This window comes from Myxococcus xanthus (assembly GCF_013116825.1).
Classification (GTDB): Bacteria; Myxococcota; Myxococcia; order Myxococcales; family Myxococcaceae; genus Myxococcus; species Myxococcus xanthus_B.
Genome location: NZ_JABFNS010000026.1, coordinates 1 through 16,103, shown reverse-complemented (window position 1 = coordinate 16,103; position 16,103 = coordinate 1). Strand labels below are relative to the sequence as shown.

14 protein-coding genes are annotated in these 16,103 nt (G+C 69.8%); 11 read left to right on the top strand and 3 right to left on the bottom strand.

Translation table 11 applies throughout. From position 1 onward, the window contains the following. The first annotated feature begins 119 nt into the window (after positions 1-119). From bshC to bshA, 3 genes are read left to right on the top strand one after another with little or no spacing between them, the layout of a single operon-like run. Positions 120-1,745, top strand: coding sequence for a bacillithiol biosynthesis cysteine-adding enzyme BshC (gene bshC / locus HNV26_RS09950; protein ID WP_171441342.1), 1,626 nt, complete (start codon positions 120-122; stop codon positions 1,743-1,745). Further along, a complete protein-coding gene (gene bshB1, locus HNV26_RS09945; RefSeq protein WP_171441341.1) occupies positions 1,742-2,548 on the top strand; it encodes a bacillithiol biosynthesis deacetylase BshB1 in 807 nt (268 codons plus the stop codon). The genes bshC and bshB1 overlap by 4 nt, the downstream gene beginning before the upstream one ends. After that, positions 2,545-3,708, top strand: a complete 1,164-nt coding sequence (gene bshA / locus HNV26_RS09940; protein WP_171441340.1) for an N-acetyl-alpha-D-glucosaminyl L-malate synthase BshA — start codon at positions 2,545-2,547, stop codon at positions 3,706-3,708. Before bshB1 ends, bshA begins: the two co-directional genes overlap by 4 nt. A gap of 20 nt (positions 3,709-3,728) precedes the next feature. Here bshA and HNV26_RS09935 read toward each other — a convergent pair whose 3' ends face one another. After that, the gene (locus HNV26_RS09935; RefSeq protein WP_253816401.1) at positions 3,729-4,538 is read right to left on the bottom strand and encodes a DUF2911 domain-containing protein; all 810 of its coding nucleotides are present in this window, start codon (positions 4,536-4,538) and stop codon (positions 3,729-3,731) included. Between the two features lie 266 nt (positions 4,539-4,804). Between HNV26_RS09935 and HNV26_RS09930 the strand changes: the two genes are divergently transcribed. The 7 genes from HNV26_RS09930 (at position 4,805) to HNV26_RS09900 (ending at position 12,400) form a co-directional block, all read left to right on the top strand. Beyond that, a complete protein-coding gene (locus HNV26_RS09930) occupies positions 4,805-6,097 on the top strand; it encodes an ATP-binding protein (RefSeq protein WP_171441338.1) in 1,293 nt (430 codons plus the stop codon). A 170-nt stretch (positions 6,098-6,267) separates the two neighbouring features. Next, positions 6,268-7,203 carry a 4-hydroxyproline epimerase gene (locus HNV26_RS09925; RefSeq protein WP_171441337.1) on the top strand — a complete coding sequence of 312 codons (936 nt, stop codon included), beginning with the start codon at positions 6,268-6,270 and terminating at the stop codon, positions 7,201-7,203. Beyond that, on the top strand, positions 7,200-8,336 hold the full coding sequence (locus tag HNV26_RS09920) for an NAD(P)/FAD-dependent oxidoreductase (RefSeq protein WP_171441336.1): 1,137 nt from the start codon (positions 7,200-7,202) through the stop codon (positions 8,334-8,336). Before HNV26_RS09925 ends, HNV26_RS09920 begins: the two co-directional genes overlap by 4 nt. Then, a complete protein-coding gene (locus tag HNV26_RS09915) occupies positions 8,329-8,598 on the top strand; it encodes a (2Fe-2S)-binding protein (protein WP_171441335.1) in 270 nt (89 codons plus the stop codon). Before HNV26_RS09920 ends, HNV26_RS09915 begins: the two co-directional genes overlap by 8 nt. Continuing rightward, the gene (locus tag HNV26_RS09910; RefSeq protein WP_171441334.1) at positions 8,591-9,868 is read left to right on the top strand and encodes an NAD(P)/FAD-dependent oxidoreductase; all 1,278 of its coding nucleotides are present in this window, start codon (positions 8,591-8,593) and stop codon (positions 9,866-9,868) included. Before HNV26_RS09915 ends, HNV26_RS09910 begins: the two co-directional genes overlap by 8 nt. After that, the gene (locus tag HNV26_RS09905) at positions 9,865-10,755 is read left to right on the top strand and encodes a dihydrodipicolinate synthase family protein (protein WP_171441333.1); all 891 of its coding nucleotides are present in this window, start codon (positions 9,865-9,867) and stop codon (positions 10,753-10,755) included. Before HNV26_RS09910 ends, HNV26_RS09905 begins: the two co-directional genes overlap by 4 nt. Before the next feature lie 70 nt (positions 10,756-10,825). Beyond that, positions 10,826-12,400, top strand: coding sequence for an aldehyde dehydrogenase (NADP(+)) (locus HNV26_RS09900; RefSeq protein ID WP_171441332.1), 1,575 nt, complete (start codon positions 10,826-10,828; stop codon positions 12,398-12,400). 42 nt (positions 12,401-12,442) lie between these two features. On the opposite strand, the gene HNV26_RS09895 is transcribed toward HNV26_RS09900, so the two are convergent. Beyond that, entirely contained in the window at positions 12,443-14,677 is a 2,235-nt protein-coding gene (locus HNV26_RS09895; RefSeq protein WP_171441331.1) for a M9 family metallopeptidase, read from the bottom strand. 139 nt (positions 14,678-14,816) lie between these two features. Between HNV26_RS09895 and HNV26_RS09890 the strand changes: the two genes are divergently transcribed. Next, positions 14,817-15,614, top strand: coding sequence for an AraC family transcriptional regulator (locus HNV26_RS09890; RefSeq protein ID WP_253816400.1), 798 nt, complete (start codon positions 14,817-14,819; stop codon positions 15,612-15,614). On the opposite strand, the gene HNV26_RS09885 is transcribed toward HNV26_RS09890, so the two are convergent. Next, on the bottom strand, positions 15,594-16,103 hold a 510-nt coding region (locus HNV26_RS09885), incomplete at its 5' end, for a hypothetical protein (protein ID WP_253816399.1). The genes HNV26_RS09890 and HNV26_RS09885 overlap by 21 nt on opposite strands.

Here is a 16,103-nt window from a genome sequence, read left to right as displayed (position 1 = left end):
TCTCCCCTGCGCGCGGCTCGCGTTCGCCCCAGGATGACACACGCCGTCACGGCCGCACATGACGTGCAAGCGCGCACTTCCGGTGGCGCGCCCGCCGCGACCTGTTATCACGGCATGCCGTGACGTCCCCGTTCTCGACCGCGTGGCTTCGCGGAGATGCGTCCGCGCTCTCCTTCCTTCCCGACGACTATCGACACCGTGAAGCGCGCGCCCGGGCCGTGGCCGCCGCCGCGTCGCGCGCGGTGTCGCCCGCGTTGCTGGACGTCCTCGGCGCGCAGAACGCGCGCCTCGCGCCCAGTCCCGCGCGGGAGCGCAACCTCGCGCTGCTCGCGAAGCCTGGCACCGTGGCGGTGGTGACGGGGCAGCAGATGGGCCTCTTCCTGGGGCCGCTGTACACGCTCTACAAAGCCGCGTCCGCCATCATCACGGCGCGCGCGCTTCGGGAAGAAACCGGCCGGCCCTGTGTCCCCGTCTTCTGGCTCCAGACGGAGGACCACGACCTCCCTGAGATTGACCACTGTGTCATCCCACGTCCGGGCGGAGGGCCCTGTCGCCTGGCGCTCGAGCTTCCCGATGCAGCAACGTCTCGAGCGCCCATCGCCCACCGCCACCTTGGACCGAGCGTCCTCCCCGCCCTGGCCACCCTCCGCGCCGAGCTGGAAGCAGAACCCCATGCGGAGGAATTCCTCTCCTTGCTGGAGCGGGCCTACCGCCCTGAAGCCACGCTCGCGGGAGCCTTCACCGACGTCCTGTCCTCCCTCTTCGCCGACGAGGGGCTCGTCTTCCTCGACCCGAGAGACGCACGACTGGCGCCACTCGCCGCGCCCGTGCACCGCTTCGCCCTCCAGGAAGCGGGGGCCCTCTCCTCGGCGCTCGCGGCCCGAGCGGAGGCGCTCACCCGCGCGGGCTACATGGTGCAGGTCCATGTCCGTCCGGGCTCGCCGCTCAGCTTCTTCTCGCCCGATGCGCTCGATGGCCCGCGCTACCGGCTGGACCCGGCGGAAGCGGGCGCCTGGAGTCTGGTGGGGCACCCGGACAGCAGCGCCATCCCCCAGGACGCGCTGCATGCCGCCCTGGAGCGAGAGCCGCTGCGCTTCACCACGTCCGCGCTGCTGCGCCCCCTCCTCCAGGACACGTGGCTCCCCACGGCGGCGTATGTCGGCGGCCCGGGCGAGCTGGCCTACTTCGCGCAACTGGCACCGCTCTACGCCCACGCGGGACGTCCGATGCCGCTCGCCATTCCCCGGGCCCGCTTCCGCGTGCTCGATGACCGCACGCGGCGGTGGCTGGGCAAGGTGGGGCTCCAGCCGGATGAGGTGAACGTGCCGCGCGACGCGCTGCTCACGCGGCTGGCCGCGCGGGATGCCCCAGAGTCGCTGGAGACACCCGAGGCCCTGGAGGCCCGCCTCTTCGGCGCATTCTCCTCCGAGCTGGAGCGCGTCGCCGGGCAGGTGTCGGCGGTGGACGCGAACCTCCAGGACGCGCTGCGCCGCACCCAGGGCACGGTGCGTGTCGCCGTGTCCCGGCTGACGGGCCGCTACCGCCGCGCGCTCGCCCGGCGTGATGCCACCGCGGCCGAACAGGTGGACCGCCTGCGCACCTTCCTCTTCCCGGAGGACGCGCCCCAGGAGAGGATCCTCGGGCTGCCCTACTTCGCCTGCCGCATCGGGGCGCGCGCCTTCACGAAGACGGTGCTGGACGCGTGCGTCCCCTTCTCCGGTGATTCGAAGGACCTGACGCCATGAGCGCGAACGGCACCGCCTACGGCATCGATGTCCTCGCCTTTGGCCCACACCCGGATGACGTGGAGCTGTTCTGCGGCGGGCTGCTGGCGAGCATGGCCACCCGTGGCTACCGCACCGGCATCGTCGACCTGACGCGCGGCGAGAAGAGCTCGCGCGGCACGCTCCAGTCCCGCGCGGAGGAGACGGAAGCCGCCACCCGCGCGCTGGGGCTGGCCCACCGGGAGAACCTGGAGCTGCCCGACGGCTGGCTCAATCCGTGGGCGGGCTTCGACACGCCCGAGCCCGAGCGCGCCCGCACCGCCGCCGTGGCCCGCGTGGTGGAGGCGCTGCGCCGCCTGCGTCCGGAGTTGGTCGTCGTGCCCTGGGAGCAGGAGCGACACCCGGACCACGAGGCCGCCAGTGCGCTGGTGACGCGCGCCCTCTTCTTCGCGGGCGTGCGCAAGTTCGACGCGGAGCCCGCCGCGGAGCCCTTCACGCCGCGGCAGGTCCTCTACTACCCGATGCGGCACCTGGCCGAACCCAGCGTCATCGTCGACGTCTCCGCCGTCTACGAGCGCAAGCTGGCCGCAGTGCACTGCTATGCCAGTCAGGTGATGCCCCGTCCGGACGCCCCGCCCACGCTGGTGGGCTCACCGCTGTCGGTGTCCTCGCTGGAAGCCAGGGATCGCTTCCATGGCGCGCAGATTGGCGTCACCCACGGCGAGCCCTACATCCTCCGCGAGGCGTTGGGACTGGCCGACCCGCTCGACCACTTTCGCAGGAATAGCTTCGCCAAGCCCCTGTTCTTCCCGTCACGCACATGAACGCCCCGCTCAACGTGGCCATCACCTGCTTTCCAACCTTCGGTGGCAGCGGCATGGTCGCCACGGAGATTGGCCTCGCGATGGCGGAACGGGGCCACCGCGTCCACTTCATTGCTCGGGACCTGCCGGTCCGCCTCCATGGCGCGAACCGGAAGGTCGTCTTCCACGAGGTGACGGAGAGCGATTATCCGGCGCTCCAGCAGTCCGGCACCTATCCCATCGCGCTGGCCTCCAAGATGATCGAGGTCGCCAACTACGAGCGCCTGGACATCCTGCACGTCCACTACGCGGTGCCCCACGCCACCGCCGCGTGGATGGCGCGCGAGGTGCTGGGCCACAAGGCGCCGCGAGTCGTCACCACGCTGCACGGGACGGACACCACGCTGGTGGGAATCGACCCCAGCTACCTGCCGATTACGCGCTTCTCCATCACGCGAAGCGACGCGGTGACGGTGCCGTCGGCCTACCTGCGCCGCGCGACGTGGCGGGGCTTCGACATTCCCGAGAGCGTCCCCATCGACGTCATCACCAACTTCGTGGACACCGCCCGCTATGCCCCGGTGCGAGACCGCGCCTGCCTGCGCGCGCTCTTCCCGGCCCTGCGTGAGCACGAGCCAGTGCTCATCCACGTCTCCAACTTCCGGCCGGTGAAGCGCATCACCGACGTGGTCGCCATCTTCACCGAGGTCCACCGCCACCGTCCCTGCCGCCTGGTGATGGTGGGAGACGGTCCAGAGCGCTCGCCCGCGGAGCGGATGCTGCGGGAGATGGGCCTGGAGGGCCGCGTCGCGTTCCTCGGCAAGCAGGACCGCTTCGAGGAGCTGGTCGCCGCCTCCGACGTCTTCCTGCTCCCCAGCGAGCAGGAGAGCTTCGGGCTCGCCGCGCTGGAAGCGCTCAGCTGCGGCGTTCCCGTGGTGGCCAGCGACCTGGGCGGAATCCCGGAGCTCGTCACGCACGGGGAGACGGGCTTCCTGGCGCCGCTGGGTGACGTCCCGGCCATGGCCCGGCACGTGCTCACATTGGTCGAGGACGCGGAGCGTTGGCAGGGCTTCTCACACCGCGCGCGGGCGCAGGTCCTGGAACGCTTCCAGAAGGAACCCGCCATCGACCGCTACGAGGCGCTCTACCGCCGGCTCCTGACGGGGCCCCTCCGTCGCTGAGGAGCCCCGGGAGTGGCTGGCTACTTCTTGTTCTTCCACTCCGCCAGCGCCTTGGAGACCTGGTCACGGTAGAAGAAGTTCTTGTCCTTCTGCCCCAGGTCCCACGCGGCCTGCGCGGCCTTGCGGGCCTCGCTGTACTTGCCCATCTGCGACAGGACGCCCGCGCGAACCCAGTGGTTGTACCAGGTGGCGTTGGCGGCCACGGCCGCGTCGGCGTGCTTCAGCGCGGCGGCGTAGTCCTTGGTGGCCTCCGCCACGTAGGAGGCGGCGCTCGCGTGCATCATGGCCGTGCTCTTCTGCGCCTGCTCGATGTTGGCCTTCGCGATGGCCGCCGTGTCCACCGTGATGGGCACGGAGACGCGCAGCTTCTCCCACTCCAGGTCCAGCCGCGTGCTGTTGTCCGTGGTGTCGGTGAAGAGGTACGTCAGGCGCTCACGCGACGGAATCTCCGTGGTGGTGGCGCTCACCGAGGCCACGTCCTTGGAGGTGTCGTAGGGCGCGCCGCCCCGCCACAGGCCCAGGTCCGTGTTCAGCATCACCTTCCAACCCTTCTGCGAGGGCAGGCTGACGATGGCGTAGGAGCCCGCCGGAACGGCCTTGCCGCCGAAGGTGACAGGGTGGCTGAAGGTAATCTTCGTCGCCGAGTTGGCGCCGCTGCGCCACGCCTTGTCATTGGGGACCAGCTCGCCCCAGACCTTCCGGCCCTTCACCGCCGGGCTGGAATATTCGACGGAAATCTCGGAGACGCCCACCTCCTGCGTCACCTTCGCCGCGGGGCTGGCGGCCGGCAGCTTGAGTTGAGCCAGCGCGGGCATCGCCGACAGGGTCATGAGCGCGGAGGCCATACAGCTGAGAAGCTGATTCTTCATCGTCCTCACTTCGTCCTTTCCGACCCGGAGGGGTCGCAGAGCCGGCGGAGTGTATAGACGAGGTCTCGCTCCACCTCACGTTCCACCTTGGCCTGCACCGCGTCATGCGGCGAGCGTCCAGGGAGGGGCTCGGGCGCCCTCTACACACGAAAGGAGGTGGACATTCCGTGACATTGCGCGGTTCCCCCGCGCGCCCACACTGGCCATGCTGCGCGCCGAGGAGACCCATGAAGCTCACGCGGCTCGAGGTCCATCACTACCGGAACGTCATCCCTGGCACCTCGCTGGTGTTCAGCCCGTCGTACAATCTGGTGCTGGGGGAGAACGGCACCGGCAGGACGACGCTGCTGGAGCTCATCTCCACGGTGCTCGGCTCGGACTTCTCCGGCCTCATCCATGAGCCGTTCGCGCTGGAGTACGACCTGGCGTTTCCGGGCATGAAGCTGCACGTCTTCGTCCGGAACGAGGAGAACGCGCCGGCGCCGGACACGGAGGCACCGCCGAGAAAGGGCTCCGCGCTGATGCCGCTGCGCACGCCCGCGCTGGATTCCTCGCTGCACCCGCGCATCGAAGTGGACGTGCAGTTCCATTCGCCGTCGGCCAGGTTGGTGATGCGTGCGGACGCGGCGGGCATGGACTGCAAGGTGGACGGCGAGGCCGTGTGGTCGCGGAGCATGCACTGGTCGCTGCTGGACCGGTCGGTGTGGACGCTGCTTTTCATGACGGCGCAGTACATCGACGCGGAGATGAAGGAGCGGCTCAAGGAGCTGCTGCGCCGCACGTTCCTGCTGGCGCCCCAGCGCTTCGATGAAGCGCTGGGGATGTTCGAACGCATCGGCGCCATCCGCTACGCCATGGAGGTGCGGGACGGCGAAGTGTTCCCGCTGGGGTTGATGGCATTGCCCACGTGGATGCCGGGGTGGCTGCGTGAGCAGATGGAGCAGCCGTCCGTTACGGACGTGCTGGAGCTGACGCACGACGCGCGCGAAGGCAGCTTCCTGGCGAAGTTCGTGGCGCTGGCGGGCTTTGAGGCGGGCCGCTTCCGCGTGGAGGTGCTGGAGAAGCGGTCGTTCGAGAACGGCGGGCGCGTGGGCTTTGGGGGCTTTGGCTTCGAGTTCACGCGGCGCGATGGCCGGGTGCTGAACCACGAGGCGTTGGGCTTCGGGCAGAAGCGGCTGCTGTCACTGCTCTATTACCTGGACGTGAACGAGGACTTCGCGATCGCGGACGAGCTGGGCAATGGGCTGCATCCGCGTTGGGTGGAGGCGAGCATGCGGGAGATGGGCGCGCGGCAGGTGTTCCTCACCAGCCAGAATCCGCTCCTCTTCGAGCACACGCTGTTTCCGTCCGCCGAGGCGCTGAGGGCGTCGCTCCTGCTGTGTGGCAACACGCGAGAGGACGGGCCGGAGCGCATCGCGTGGAAGAATCCCACACACGAGGTCGCGGGCCGGCTCTTCGACGCGCACGGGCTGGGCGCGCACCCGCTGGCGGAGCTGCTGCGCCAGCAGGGCCTGTGGTGAGCCCCGACCATCGGCACCTCCCCTCGGGCGCGTGGGTCCCCCTGAGGTGGAGGCTGCTCGCTGGCGCATTTGCGTGATTGCCTCGCGAGCGCGGACGAATCTCCCAAGAAACCGCGCCTCGGGCCTCCTAGGGTGGCGCATGGGAGGCCCGGATGGCGGGAGCGGTTCGCATGCGGCGCATTCGTGTCATCGACAGTCATACCGGGGGCGAGCCCACGCGCGTGGTGACGGACGGAGGCCCGGAGCTGGGAGCGGGCGACCTGGCGAGCCTGCGTGAGCGCTTCCGTGAGGAGTTCGACGCCTTTCGCAAGGCCATCGTCTGCGAGCCCCGTGGGTCCGACGTCATGGTGGGCGCGCTGCTGTGTCCGCCTGTCAGGGCGTCGAGCGTCGCCGGCATCATCTTCTTCAACAACGTCGGCTACCTCGGGATGTGCGGCCACGGGACCATCGGCGTGGTGAAGACGCTGGAGTACCTGGGGCGCATCGGTCCTGGCGTCCACTCGCTGGAGACTCCCGTGGGCGTGGTGAAGGCCACGCTGCATCCGGATGGGCGCGTCAGCATCGCCAATGTTCCGAGCTACCGGTGGGCGCATGACGTGGCGGTGTCCGTGCCGGGACATGGCGAGGTGCGCGGCGACATCGCCTGGGGCGGCAACTGGTTCTTCCTCTCCCGCGTCACGCACCTGCCGCTGGAGCTGTCGCGGACCTCCGCGCTCCTGGCGTACACCTCCGCCATCAAGCAGTCGCTCTCGGAGCAGGGCATCACCGGAGAGGACGGCGCGGAGATCGACCACGTCGAGCTGTACGCCCCCTCTCCGACGCCAGGGGTGGATGCTCGCAACTTCGTGCTCTGCCCAGGGCTGGCCTATGACCGCTCGCCGTGTGGCACCGGGACGAGCGCGAAGGTCGCGTGCCTGGCCGCCGACGGTGTTCTCGAGGAAGGCGCGACGTGGGTGCAGGAGAGCATCCTCGGCAGTCACTTCGAGGCGCGCTACGTCCGTGACGGTGCGCGCATCCTGCCCACCATCACCGGCACCGCGTCCGTCAACGCGGAGGCCACGTTGCTGGTGGACCCGACGGACCCCTTTGCCTGGGGCATCGGATGAGCGCCTTCGACTGCGTCATCGTCGGCGGTGGCATCGTCGGCGCGGCGCTCGCGGATGTGCTCAGCGCCGACGGCGTGTCGGTGGCGCTCGTCGAAGCGCGGTCCATCGGAGCGGGGACGACGGCGTGCGGCATGGGCCACCTGGTGGCCATGGATGACAACGCGGCGGAGCTCGCGCTGACGTCGTGGTCCGTGTCGCTGTGGCGTGAGCTCGCGGATGGACTGCCTCGCGCGGTGGAGTACGACGCGTGTGGCACCCTCTGGCTCGCCGCCGATGACGAGGAGATGGCCGCGGTCTCCTCGAAGGTGGCCAACTACCGCGCCGCGGGTGTCCGTGCCGAGGTGCTCGACAGCGCGGCGCTCCATGAGGCCGAGCCCGCGCTTGCTCCGGGACTCGTGGGGGCGCTGCGTGTCGTGGATGATGCCGTGCTGTATCCGCCGCTCGCCGCGCGGACCTTCGCGCTGCGTGCCCAGGCGCGAGGTGCGCGGCTGATGACGGGGTGTCCGGTTCGGGAGCTGCGCCCGGGGAGCGTCGTGCTCTCCCATGGGGAGGTGCTGACCGCACGGCACATCGTGCTCGCGGCGGGCGTGGCCAGTCCCGCGCTCTGCCCTGGGCTGCCCATCTCTCCGCGCAAGGGACACCTGCTCATCACCCGGCGAGGGGCGCCCGTGGTGCATCACCAACTGGTGGAGCTGGGCTACCTCAAGAGCGCGCACGGCACGGACGGCGCCTCCGTGGCGTTCAATGCCCAGCCGCGTGTCACGGGGCAGCTCCTCCTGGGCTCGTCGCGACAGCCGGGCGATGCGACGCGCGAGGTGGACGCGGCGCTCCTGGAGCGCATGCTGAAGCGCGCAGCCAGGTTCCTTCCGGGGCTCGATGGCTTGCAGGCACTGCGCGTCTGGACAGGGCTGCGTCCGGCGACACCCGATGGCCTGCCCTTGCTGGGGCCTCATCCGGAGAAGCCGTGGCTCTGGCTGGCTTGTGGCCATGAGGGGCTCGGCATCACCACCGCCACGGGCAGCGCGCGTCTGGTAGCGGACCAGCTGCTCGGGCGCACCAGCGCCATCGATGCGCGTCCGTATTCACCCGCGCGCTTCCTGACGGTGTCCGCACGGGAGGTCGCTCATGCATGAGCCCGCGTCGAAGGCCACCCCGCGCGTCACCCTGCGCATCAACAGACATGCGGTCACGGTGCCGGTGGGAACGTCCGTCGCGGCAGCGCTGGCGATGACGGACCGCTTCGTCAGTCGCGCCGACTTGAGCGGGCGCCCCCGCGGGCCCCTCTGCGGAATGGGTGTCTGCTTCGAGTGCCGAGCCACCATCGATGGCGTTCCCGAGGTCCTCATGTGTCTGACGCCGTGCCGTGAGGACCAGGAGGTGGTGACCGATGCGTGAGGCCTGTGACCTCGTGGTCGTCGGCGCTGGACCTGGAGGACTCGCCGCCGCTTGCCGTGCGGCCGAGGTGGGGCTGGATGTGCTCGTCCTCGACGCCCAGCCCGAGCCCGGTGGACAGGTCTGGAGAGGCGAGGCCCGAAAGGGCGCGAATCGCCTCGCGCGCCGGTGGTTCACCCGCTTCGCCGCGTCGGGCGCTCGCTTTCGTCCAGGCGCCCGCGTCGTCGCCGCGCCCGAGCCGGGAGTGCTCCTGGTCGAAGAGGGCGCCTCCTCGTTCGCGGTGCGCTACAGCCGCGCGGTGCTCGCCACCGGCGCACGGGAGCGCTTCCTCCCGTTCCCCGGTTGGACACTGCCAGGCGTGCTGGGCGTCAGCGGCCTCCAGGTGCTCGTCAAGGATGGCCTCCCCATTCGCGGCAAGCGCGTGGTGCTCGCCGGCACGGGCCCGCTGCTGCTCGCCGCCGCCGCGACGATTCACGCCCACGGTGGCGAGGTCCTCTACATGGCCGAGCAGGCCTCCGCCGCGAGCCACTGGGGCTTCGCCCTCCAGCTCTGGCGACACCCGGCCAGGCTGCTCCAAGGCGCCTGGATGTCCGCGGCGCTCATCCGCGTGCCTACGTCCACGGACGCCTGGGTCATCGCCGCCGAAGGCGAGGGCCGGGTGGAGTCGGTCCGCCTGTCCGTGCGCGGTCGCGAGGAACAGCTGCGGTGCGACTACCTGGGCGCGGCCTACGGGCTCGTGCCCAATCTGGAAGTGGCCCGGCTGCTGGGCTGTGAGACGTCGGCCGGCGCGGTGGTCGTGAACGAGCGCCTGGAGACGCGAGTCCCCAAGGTCCACGCCGTGGGCGAGTTGCTCGGCATCGGCGGCGTGGACCAGGCGCTCGTCACCGGAGAGCTGGCTGGACTCGTCGCCGCGGAGCACCCCATCCCCGTCGAGTTGGAGCGCGCCTGGCATCGCGTCCGCGCGTTCGCCGCCCAGCTCGCGCGGCATGACGCGCCACGCGCGGAGCTGCGACGGCTGGCCACACCCGACACGCTGCTGTGCCGCTGCGAGGACGTGCCCATGTCCGCGCTGGAGGGCTGTCAGAACCTGCGCGAGGCCCGGCTGTACGCGCGGCTGGGCATGGGCGCCTGTCAGGGCCGCACCTGCGGCACGGCGGCGCAAACCCTCTTCGGCTGGCCGGGCGAAGACGTGCGCCCACCGTGTCTTCCCGCGCGCATCGGCAGCTTGCGCATTCCCTCGGACGTTTCCTCTACCCACACGAGAGAGTCATGAACCTCTGGACTGGTGTCCTCCCCGCCATCACCACCCCCTTCAATACGGACCTGTCCGTCGACCACGGCATGGTGCGTTCACACGTGCGCTGGCTGGTGTCGCAGGGCTGCACCGGCATCATCCCCTGCGGCTCACTGGGCGAGGGCGCGACGCTGAGCCAGGAGGAGAAGGTCGCGGTGATGCGCACGTGCGTGGACGCGGTGAAGGTGCCCGTCATCCCGGGCATCGCCGCCCTGTCCACGGCGGAGGCCGTGCGGTTGGCTCGCGCCGCGGAGGAGGCGGGCTGCGCCGGAATGATGGTGTTGCCCCCCTATGTCTATTCCAGCGACTGGCGCGAGATGAAGGCCCACATCTCCGCCGTCCTGCGCGCCACGAAGCTGCCGTGCCTGCTCTACAACAACCCCGTCGCCTACAAGACGGACTTCACCCCCGCCCACCTCGCGGAGCTGGCCGCCGAGCATGACAACGCGGTCGCCGTGAAGGAGTCCTCCACCGACGTCCGTCGCGTCACCGCCATTCGCGCCCTCCTGGGAGACCGGCTGGCCGTGGGCGTGGGCGTGGACGACTGCCTCGTCGAGGGCGTGGACGCGGGCGCGCGCTTCTGGGTGGCGGGGCTGGTCAATGCGTTCCCCGCCGAGTCCGTGCGACTGCTCGAGCTGGCCCTCGCCGGAAAGAAGCAGGCCGCTTTCGAGCTGTACCGCTGGTTCCTGCCGCTCTTGCGACTGGACACCGTCACCAAGTTCATCCAGCTCATCAAGCTGGTCCAGCAGGAAGTCGGCTGGGGCCACGAGCGGGTGCGCGGGCCTCGGCTGGAGCTGGCGGGTGCCGAGCGCGAGGAGTGCCTGCGCGTGCTGCGCGAGGCCCTGGCGAACCGGCCCGCGTTGTAGTGCCCCGTCGCGAAGTGCCCTGTATCGAAGCGGGAGGGGCGATGGGCCCCTCCCGGAGTGAGGTCGCCACATGAGCTGGATGGGACTGTCCTTGATTGGCGCCGGACGCGGCGAGCCCGGTGGGCCGACGTTCACCGGCTGGAACCCCGCGGAGGGCGTGGCGCTCGAGCCTTGCTTCCACGGCGCGCGGCCCCAGGAGGTGGAGCGGGCCTGCGTGCTCGCGGAGCAGGCCGCCCCCACGCTCGCGGCGCTGCCCTCGCGTCAGCGCGCCGTGTTCCTGGAGCACATCGCCGAGGCGCTCCTCGCGGCGGAGGCGGACTTCCTCGCCGTGACGCCCAAGGAGACCGGACTTCCCCCCGCGCGCATCCAGGGAGAGCTGGGCCGCGCGGCCGGACAGTTCCGTCAGTTCGCTCGGCTGCTGGAGGAAGGCAGCTGGGTGGATGCGCGCATCGACCGGGCCCTGCCCGAGCGCCGTCCCTTGCCGCGTCCGGACCTGCGCTCCGTGCTGCGCCCGGTGGGGCCGGTGGCCGTGTTCGGCGCGAGCAACTTCCCGCTCGCGTTCTCCGTCGCCGGAGGTGACACCGCGTCCGCGCTGGCCGCGGGCTGTCCCGTCGTCGCCAAGGCCCATCCCGCGCACCCCGCGACGTCAGAGCGCGCGGGCCTGGCCATCCGCGCGGCCGTGGCGGCGTGTGGACTGCACGAAGGCGTGTTCTCGCTCCTGTTCGACGCGGGCACGGAGGTGGGCGCCTCGCTCGTGAGTCACCCCGCCATCCGCGCCGTCGGCTTCACGGGCTCGCGCGGCGGAGGACGCGCGCTGATGGCGCTGGCCGCCGCGCGGCCTGTCCCCATTCCCGTCTTCGCGGAGATGGGCTCCATCAACCCCATCTTCCTCCTGCCGGAGGCGCTGGCCGCCCGTCCCCAGGCGATGGCGGACGCGCTGGCCACGTCCATCCTCCAGGGCGCGGGCCAGTTCTGCACCTCGCCTGGCCTGCTCGTGGCGGTGGAGGGTCCGGGGTACGACGCCTTCCGCGCGCGGCTCGCGGAGAAGCTGGGGGCCGCCTCGGCCGCGCCCATGTTGACGCCCGCCATCGCCGAGCGCTTTCGCGAGGGCGTGAGCCGTCTCGCCGCTCGCACGGACACGCGGACCTGTGCACGGGGTGAGTCGAAGGCCGCGCTGGGCGCTGCCGCGCTGTTCGAGGCGGAGGCCCGCGTGGTGCTCGCCGAGCGCGCGCTCACGGAAGAGGTGTTCGGAAGCTGCGCGGTGCTGACGGTGGCGCGTGACGCGGCGGAGCTGGTGCGCGTGGCCTCCAGCCTGGAGGGCCAGCTCACCGCGACAGTGATGATGGATGCGGGAGACACGGCGCTGGCCGCCGAGCTGCTCCCCACGCTGTCGGACCGCGTGGGGCGCGTGCTGATGAATGGTGTCCCCACGGGCGTGGAGGTCTGCCCGGCCATGGTGCATGGCGGTCCCTTTCCGGCCAGCTCGGATGGCCGCTTCACCGCCGTGGGCACAGGCGCCATCCGCCGCTTCGTGCGGCCGGTGTGCTTCCAGGATGTGCCGGACGCGCTGCTCCCACCGGAGCTGCGCGATGAAAATCCCCTGAACCTGTGGCGCACGGTGGAGGGGGTACTGAAGCAGGAGTGACTCCCAGGTGCCCTGTCTTCACCCGGGAGTCACTCCCGGGCTTCACGGCGTCGCGTCGAAGCGGGCCTCCAGCTTCACGCCCGCGAACGCCGCGCGGGCCCTCACCATGGCGTAGTAGTAGACGCCGGTCAGCGGCGAGGGGATGTCCACCACCTCGTCGTTGCCGGCCAGATACGGCCGGGAGTCATACGCCGTCGTTGACGGCCACTGATTGGCGCGGATGTAGAGGTCCGCGTTGCCCGTGCCGCCGCTCATCTGGAAGCGCAGGTTGCGCGCGCCAGCGGGCACCCAGAGGTAGAAGTACTGGATGTCGTTGCCGGCCAGCGGGCCCCGGTAGCAGCCGTTGTCCAGCATCCGGGTGTCCGCGCCCGTGCATGGCGTGCCGGTGCCAGGCCCCGGGCCCGGATTCGCGCAGGTGCTCGGGTCGGTCGCGGTGGAGACGCAGTCAATCCACTGGTGAAACTCCGCGTCGTTCGCCGAGTCCAGGCTGTCCAGCGACGTGCGATACCCGCTGTAGTTCCCCGCGCGGAACTGGCCGACGAAGGTGTCCACCTGCGCCGGGTGGCGCTCGAACATGAAGCGCACCGCGAGGTAGCCCCAGGAGTACACGCGCTCGGTGCCACTGTTGTAGTCGTTGCGCAGAATCTGGCTGAGCTGGAAGCGCTTGCTGGTGCCCAGCTCCACCGCGGACGCGTTGTCCTCCTTCTTGGAGACGTACTCCCCCAGCCCTTCAATCCACCAGATGGTGGGCTGGCTGATGCTGTCGCCGAAGTCGCCCTTCATGTTGAAGCGGCCATCCAGGTAGTGGACGTACTCGTGGCGCAGGTTCCAGATTTCGAACGCGGGCCGAACCCACTCCGCCTCGTAGGCGATGAAGCGGGCCTGATTGCCGGACGCCGCCGGGTCTCCCTCCAGGTACATGCCGCCGTTGTTCGTGTCGATGCCGAACAGCGCGCCGGCATACGTCTGGTAGTCCAGGCTGCTGTCGAAGATGACCATCTCCAGCGACGTGTTGTTGTCACTGGCGACGGGCAGGCGACCCGTCTTCAGCTTGTCGTGGAAGTAGGACTCCTGCGTGGCGAGCTGGTCGCAGCTCTGCGCAAGCTGCGTGGCCGTCATCTCCTGGGCGCGCATGCGCAGCGTGGCGCCGCAGTTGTGCGTCACGCGGAGCACCGCCTGCTCCAGCGCCCGCCGGAAGTCGCAGATGCCGTAGTACGCGCAGTTGGCGCCGTCGTAGTAGTCGGCCATCTCCGCGGCACCCACCCAGACGCCCGCGGTGGGGCCCGTCATCGAGTGGCTGGTGATGAGCGCCTTCGCCTTGGGGCGTGTCTTCGTCTGCAACGTCCCCGGGTACTGGAGGAAACGGGACAGCTCGCGGGCCGCGTTGACGGAGAGGTACTGGTTGTCGGTGCCCAGCAGGTGCTCGGTGCGCAGGCCGAAGGAGTCCAGCGAGTCGATGATGGACGCGTCCTGCTGCACGGCCGCCACGAAGTCGCTGTTGTAGTGACCGCGGAACAGTCCGACGAAGACGTTGTTGGTGGCGCTGCGCATGTACCAGGAGGCCAGGGCGGTATTGTCGAAGCGGTCCAGCAAGCCCTTGAAGGTGCCCAGGTGCCGCGCGTTCTCCCCCGCGCTGTCGATGAGCGTGACGAACTCCCGCAGCACCGCGCCGTGGTCGTCGTTGACGTCCCGGAAGTGGCTGTTGGCCACGAAGGCGGCCAGTGCCGGACGGATGGCGTTGACCAGCGCCGCGCCGTAGCTGCCCACGACGTCCGGGGCGTAGTACTGCACGTAGTACCCCGCACGCAGGAACATGATGAGCTGGAGCGTCTGGCCGTTGTTGTTTCCCCCGTAGCCTTGCGCGCTGGAGGTGAGCGCGTTGGCGATGGTGACCATCTTGCTCTCGATGAACACCTGACGGGCGAGCGTGCCCGTGACGCTGAACAGCGTGTTGATGCACTCCGTCGAGGAGCCCTTCACCAGCGTGACGAGCGCCGCGCCGGTGGCGGCCCCGAAGGCCGCCGTGTCACACGCCAGCAGAAGGCGCTTCGGTGCCGGTGGGGTGAGGGCCTGACGCAGCTGCTCTGGGGGGACATCCGGCTGCCGCTCGTCGGGTTGGATGCGTTGGTGCGCGTGCTCCAGTCCATGGACGCGCTGAGCAGGCTCGGCCGGGAGAGGACCTCCGGGGCGCGCGTCCGCTCCGGGTGCGAACAGGGCGAGACAACAGATGACGAGGACGATGTGACAGCGACACCAATCTGGGATTGGACTGCGCATGGCTTCGTGCTCCTCGGATGGGGGGGGGCTTGCCGCACGGTGTCGTCCGTTCCGAGTGACACCGACGTGGGTTTCACGCGGTGTTCAAGGTATTCGTGAGAACGTGTGACATTCTTGTGTCTTTCCCATGTGGGGACGAATGGAAACCACCAAAACGCGTGAAACCTTGGAGCACTGGCGGATGGGCTTCATGGGGCGGGTGGCGAATCCGCTGTTCGCGGAGGAGCTGTTCGACCGGGCGCCGGACATCGTCTTTTCGGTGAAGGACATCCGGGGGCGCTACGTGTGCATCAGCGAGGCGTGCGCGGAGCGCTGTGGCCTGAAGAACAAGGCGGCGGCGGTGGGGCACACGGCGCACGAGCTGTTCCCCCAACACATGGCGGACCGGTACGTGCGACAGGACGAGCAGGTGTTCCGGACGGGGCGCGCGCTCGTGGACAACCTGGACCTGACGTTGTTCAACAACCGCAAGCCGGGCTGGTGTCTGACGAGCAAGGTGCCGCTGTTCGATGCCACGGGCGAGGTGATGGGGCTGGCGTGTCTGTCCAAGGACGTGCACGAGCCGGGGCGCGCGGGCCTGGTGGACGAGCGCTTCGCGGGGACCATTGATTACATCCAGGCGAACTATGGAGAGCGGCTGCGCATCGACTCGCTGGCGCGGCGGGCGGGGATGTCCGCGGCGCAGTTCGAGCGGCGGATGCAGCGCATCTTCCAACTATCCGCCGGGCAGTTCATCATGAAGACTCGCATCGACGCGGCGGCGGAGCGGCTGGTGGAGGATGCGCAGCCCATATCCGCCATCGCCCTGGCGGTGGGCTTCTGTGACCAGAGCGCGCTGTCTCGCCAGTTCAAACAGGTGACGGGGCTGAGCCCGCGACAGTACCGGCAGCTCGTCGTCGACACGCGACATGCCACGTCAATGCGGCACGGGCGGTGAGGGCTCACGCGTTTCGGGGTCGTGGTGGTTCAACGTCTGCTCCGCCTGCTCGCGATGGAGGCGCATCGTGGCCGTCTCCTCCTCTTCCGTCCGCTGGCGGCGCTTCACCAGGCCCTGCGTCTCATCCACGAACCAGAACACCACCCGGAAGAATGCCGCGATGACCGTGATGAGCAGCGTGGACAGCACCCAGCTGAGCGCGTAACCGAGCCAGCCTCCCACGGTCACCCGAATGACGTTCGTCCCCGTGAGCGGCACCAGGACGAAGGCCACGTAGTGCGACACGCAATAGGGGCACGACACCAGGTAGCCCAGCCACGATTCCTTGCCCCCCAGCCGTGCGCGCAGCGGCGCGAAGATGCGCTCTCGGGACAGCGTCTGCGACACGCCCATCACCACGGCGGAGACGGCGAAGAGCTGGAAGAGGTCCCCCATGCCGCCAAGGTGGCGATGACGCACCGGGCGAGAAACAGCGGGCCGCCATGAAGG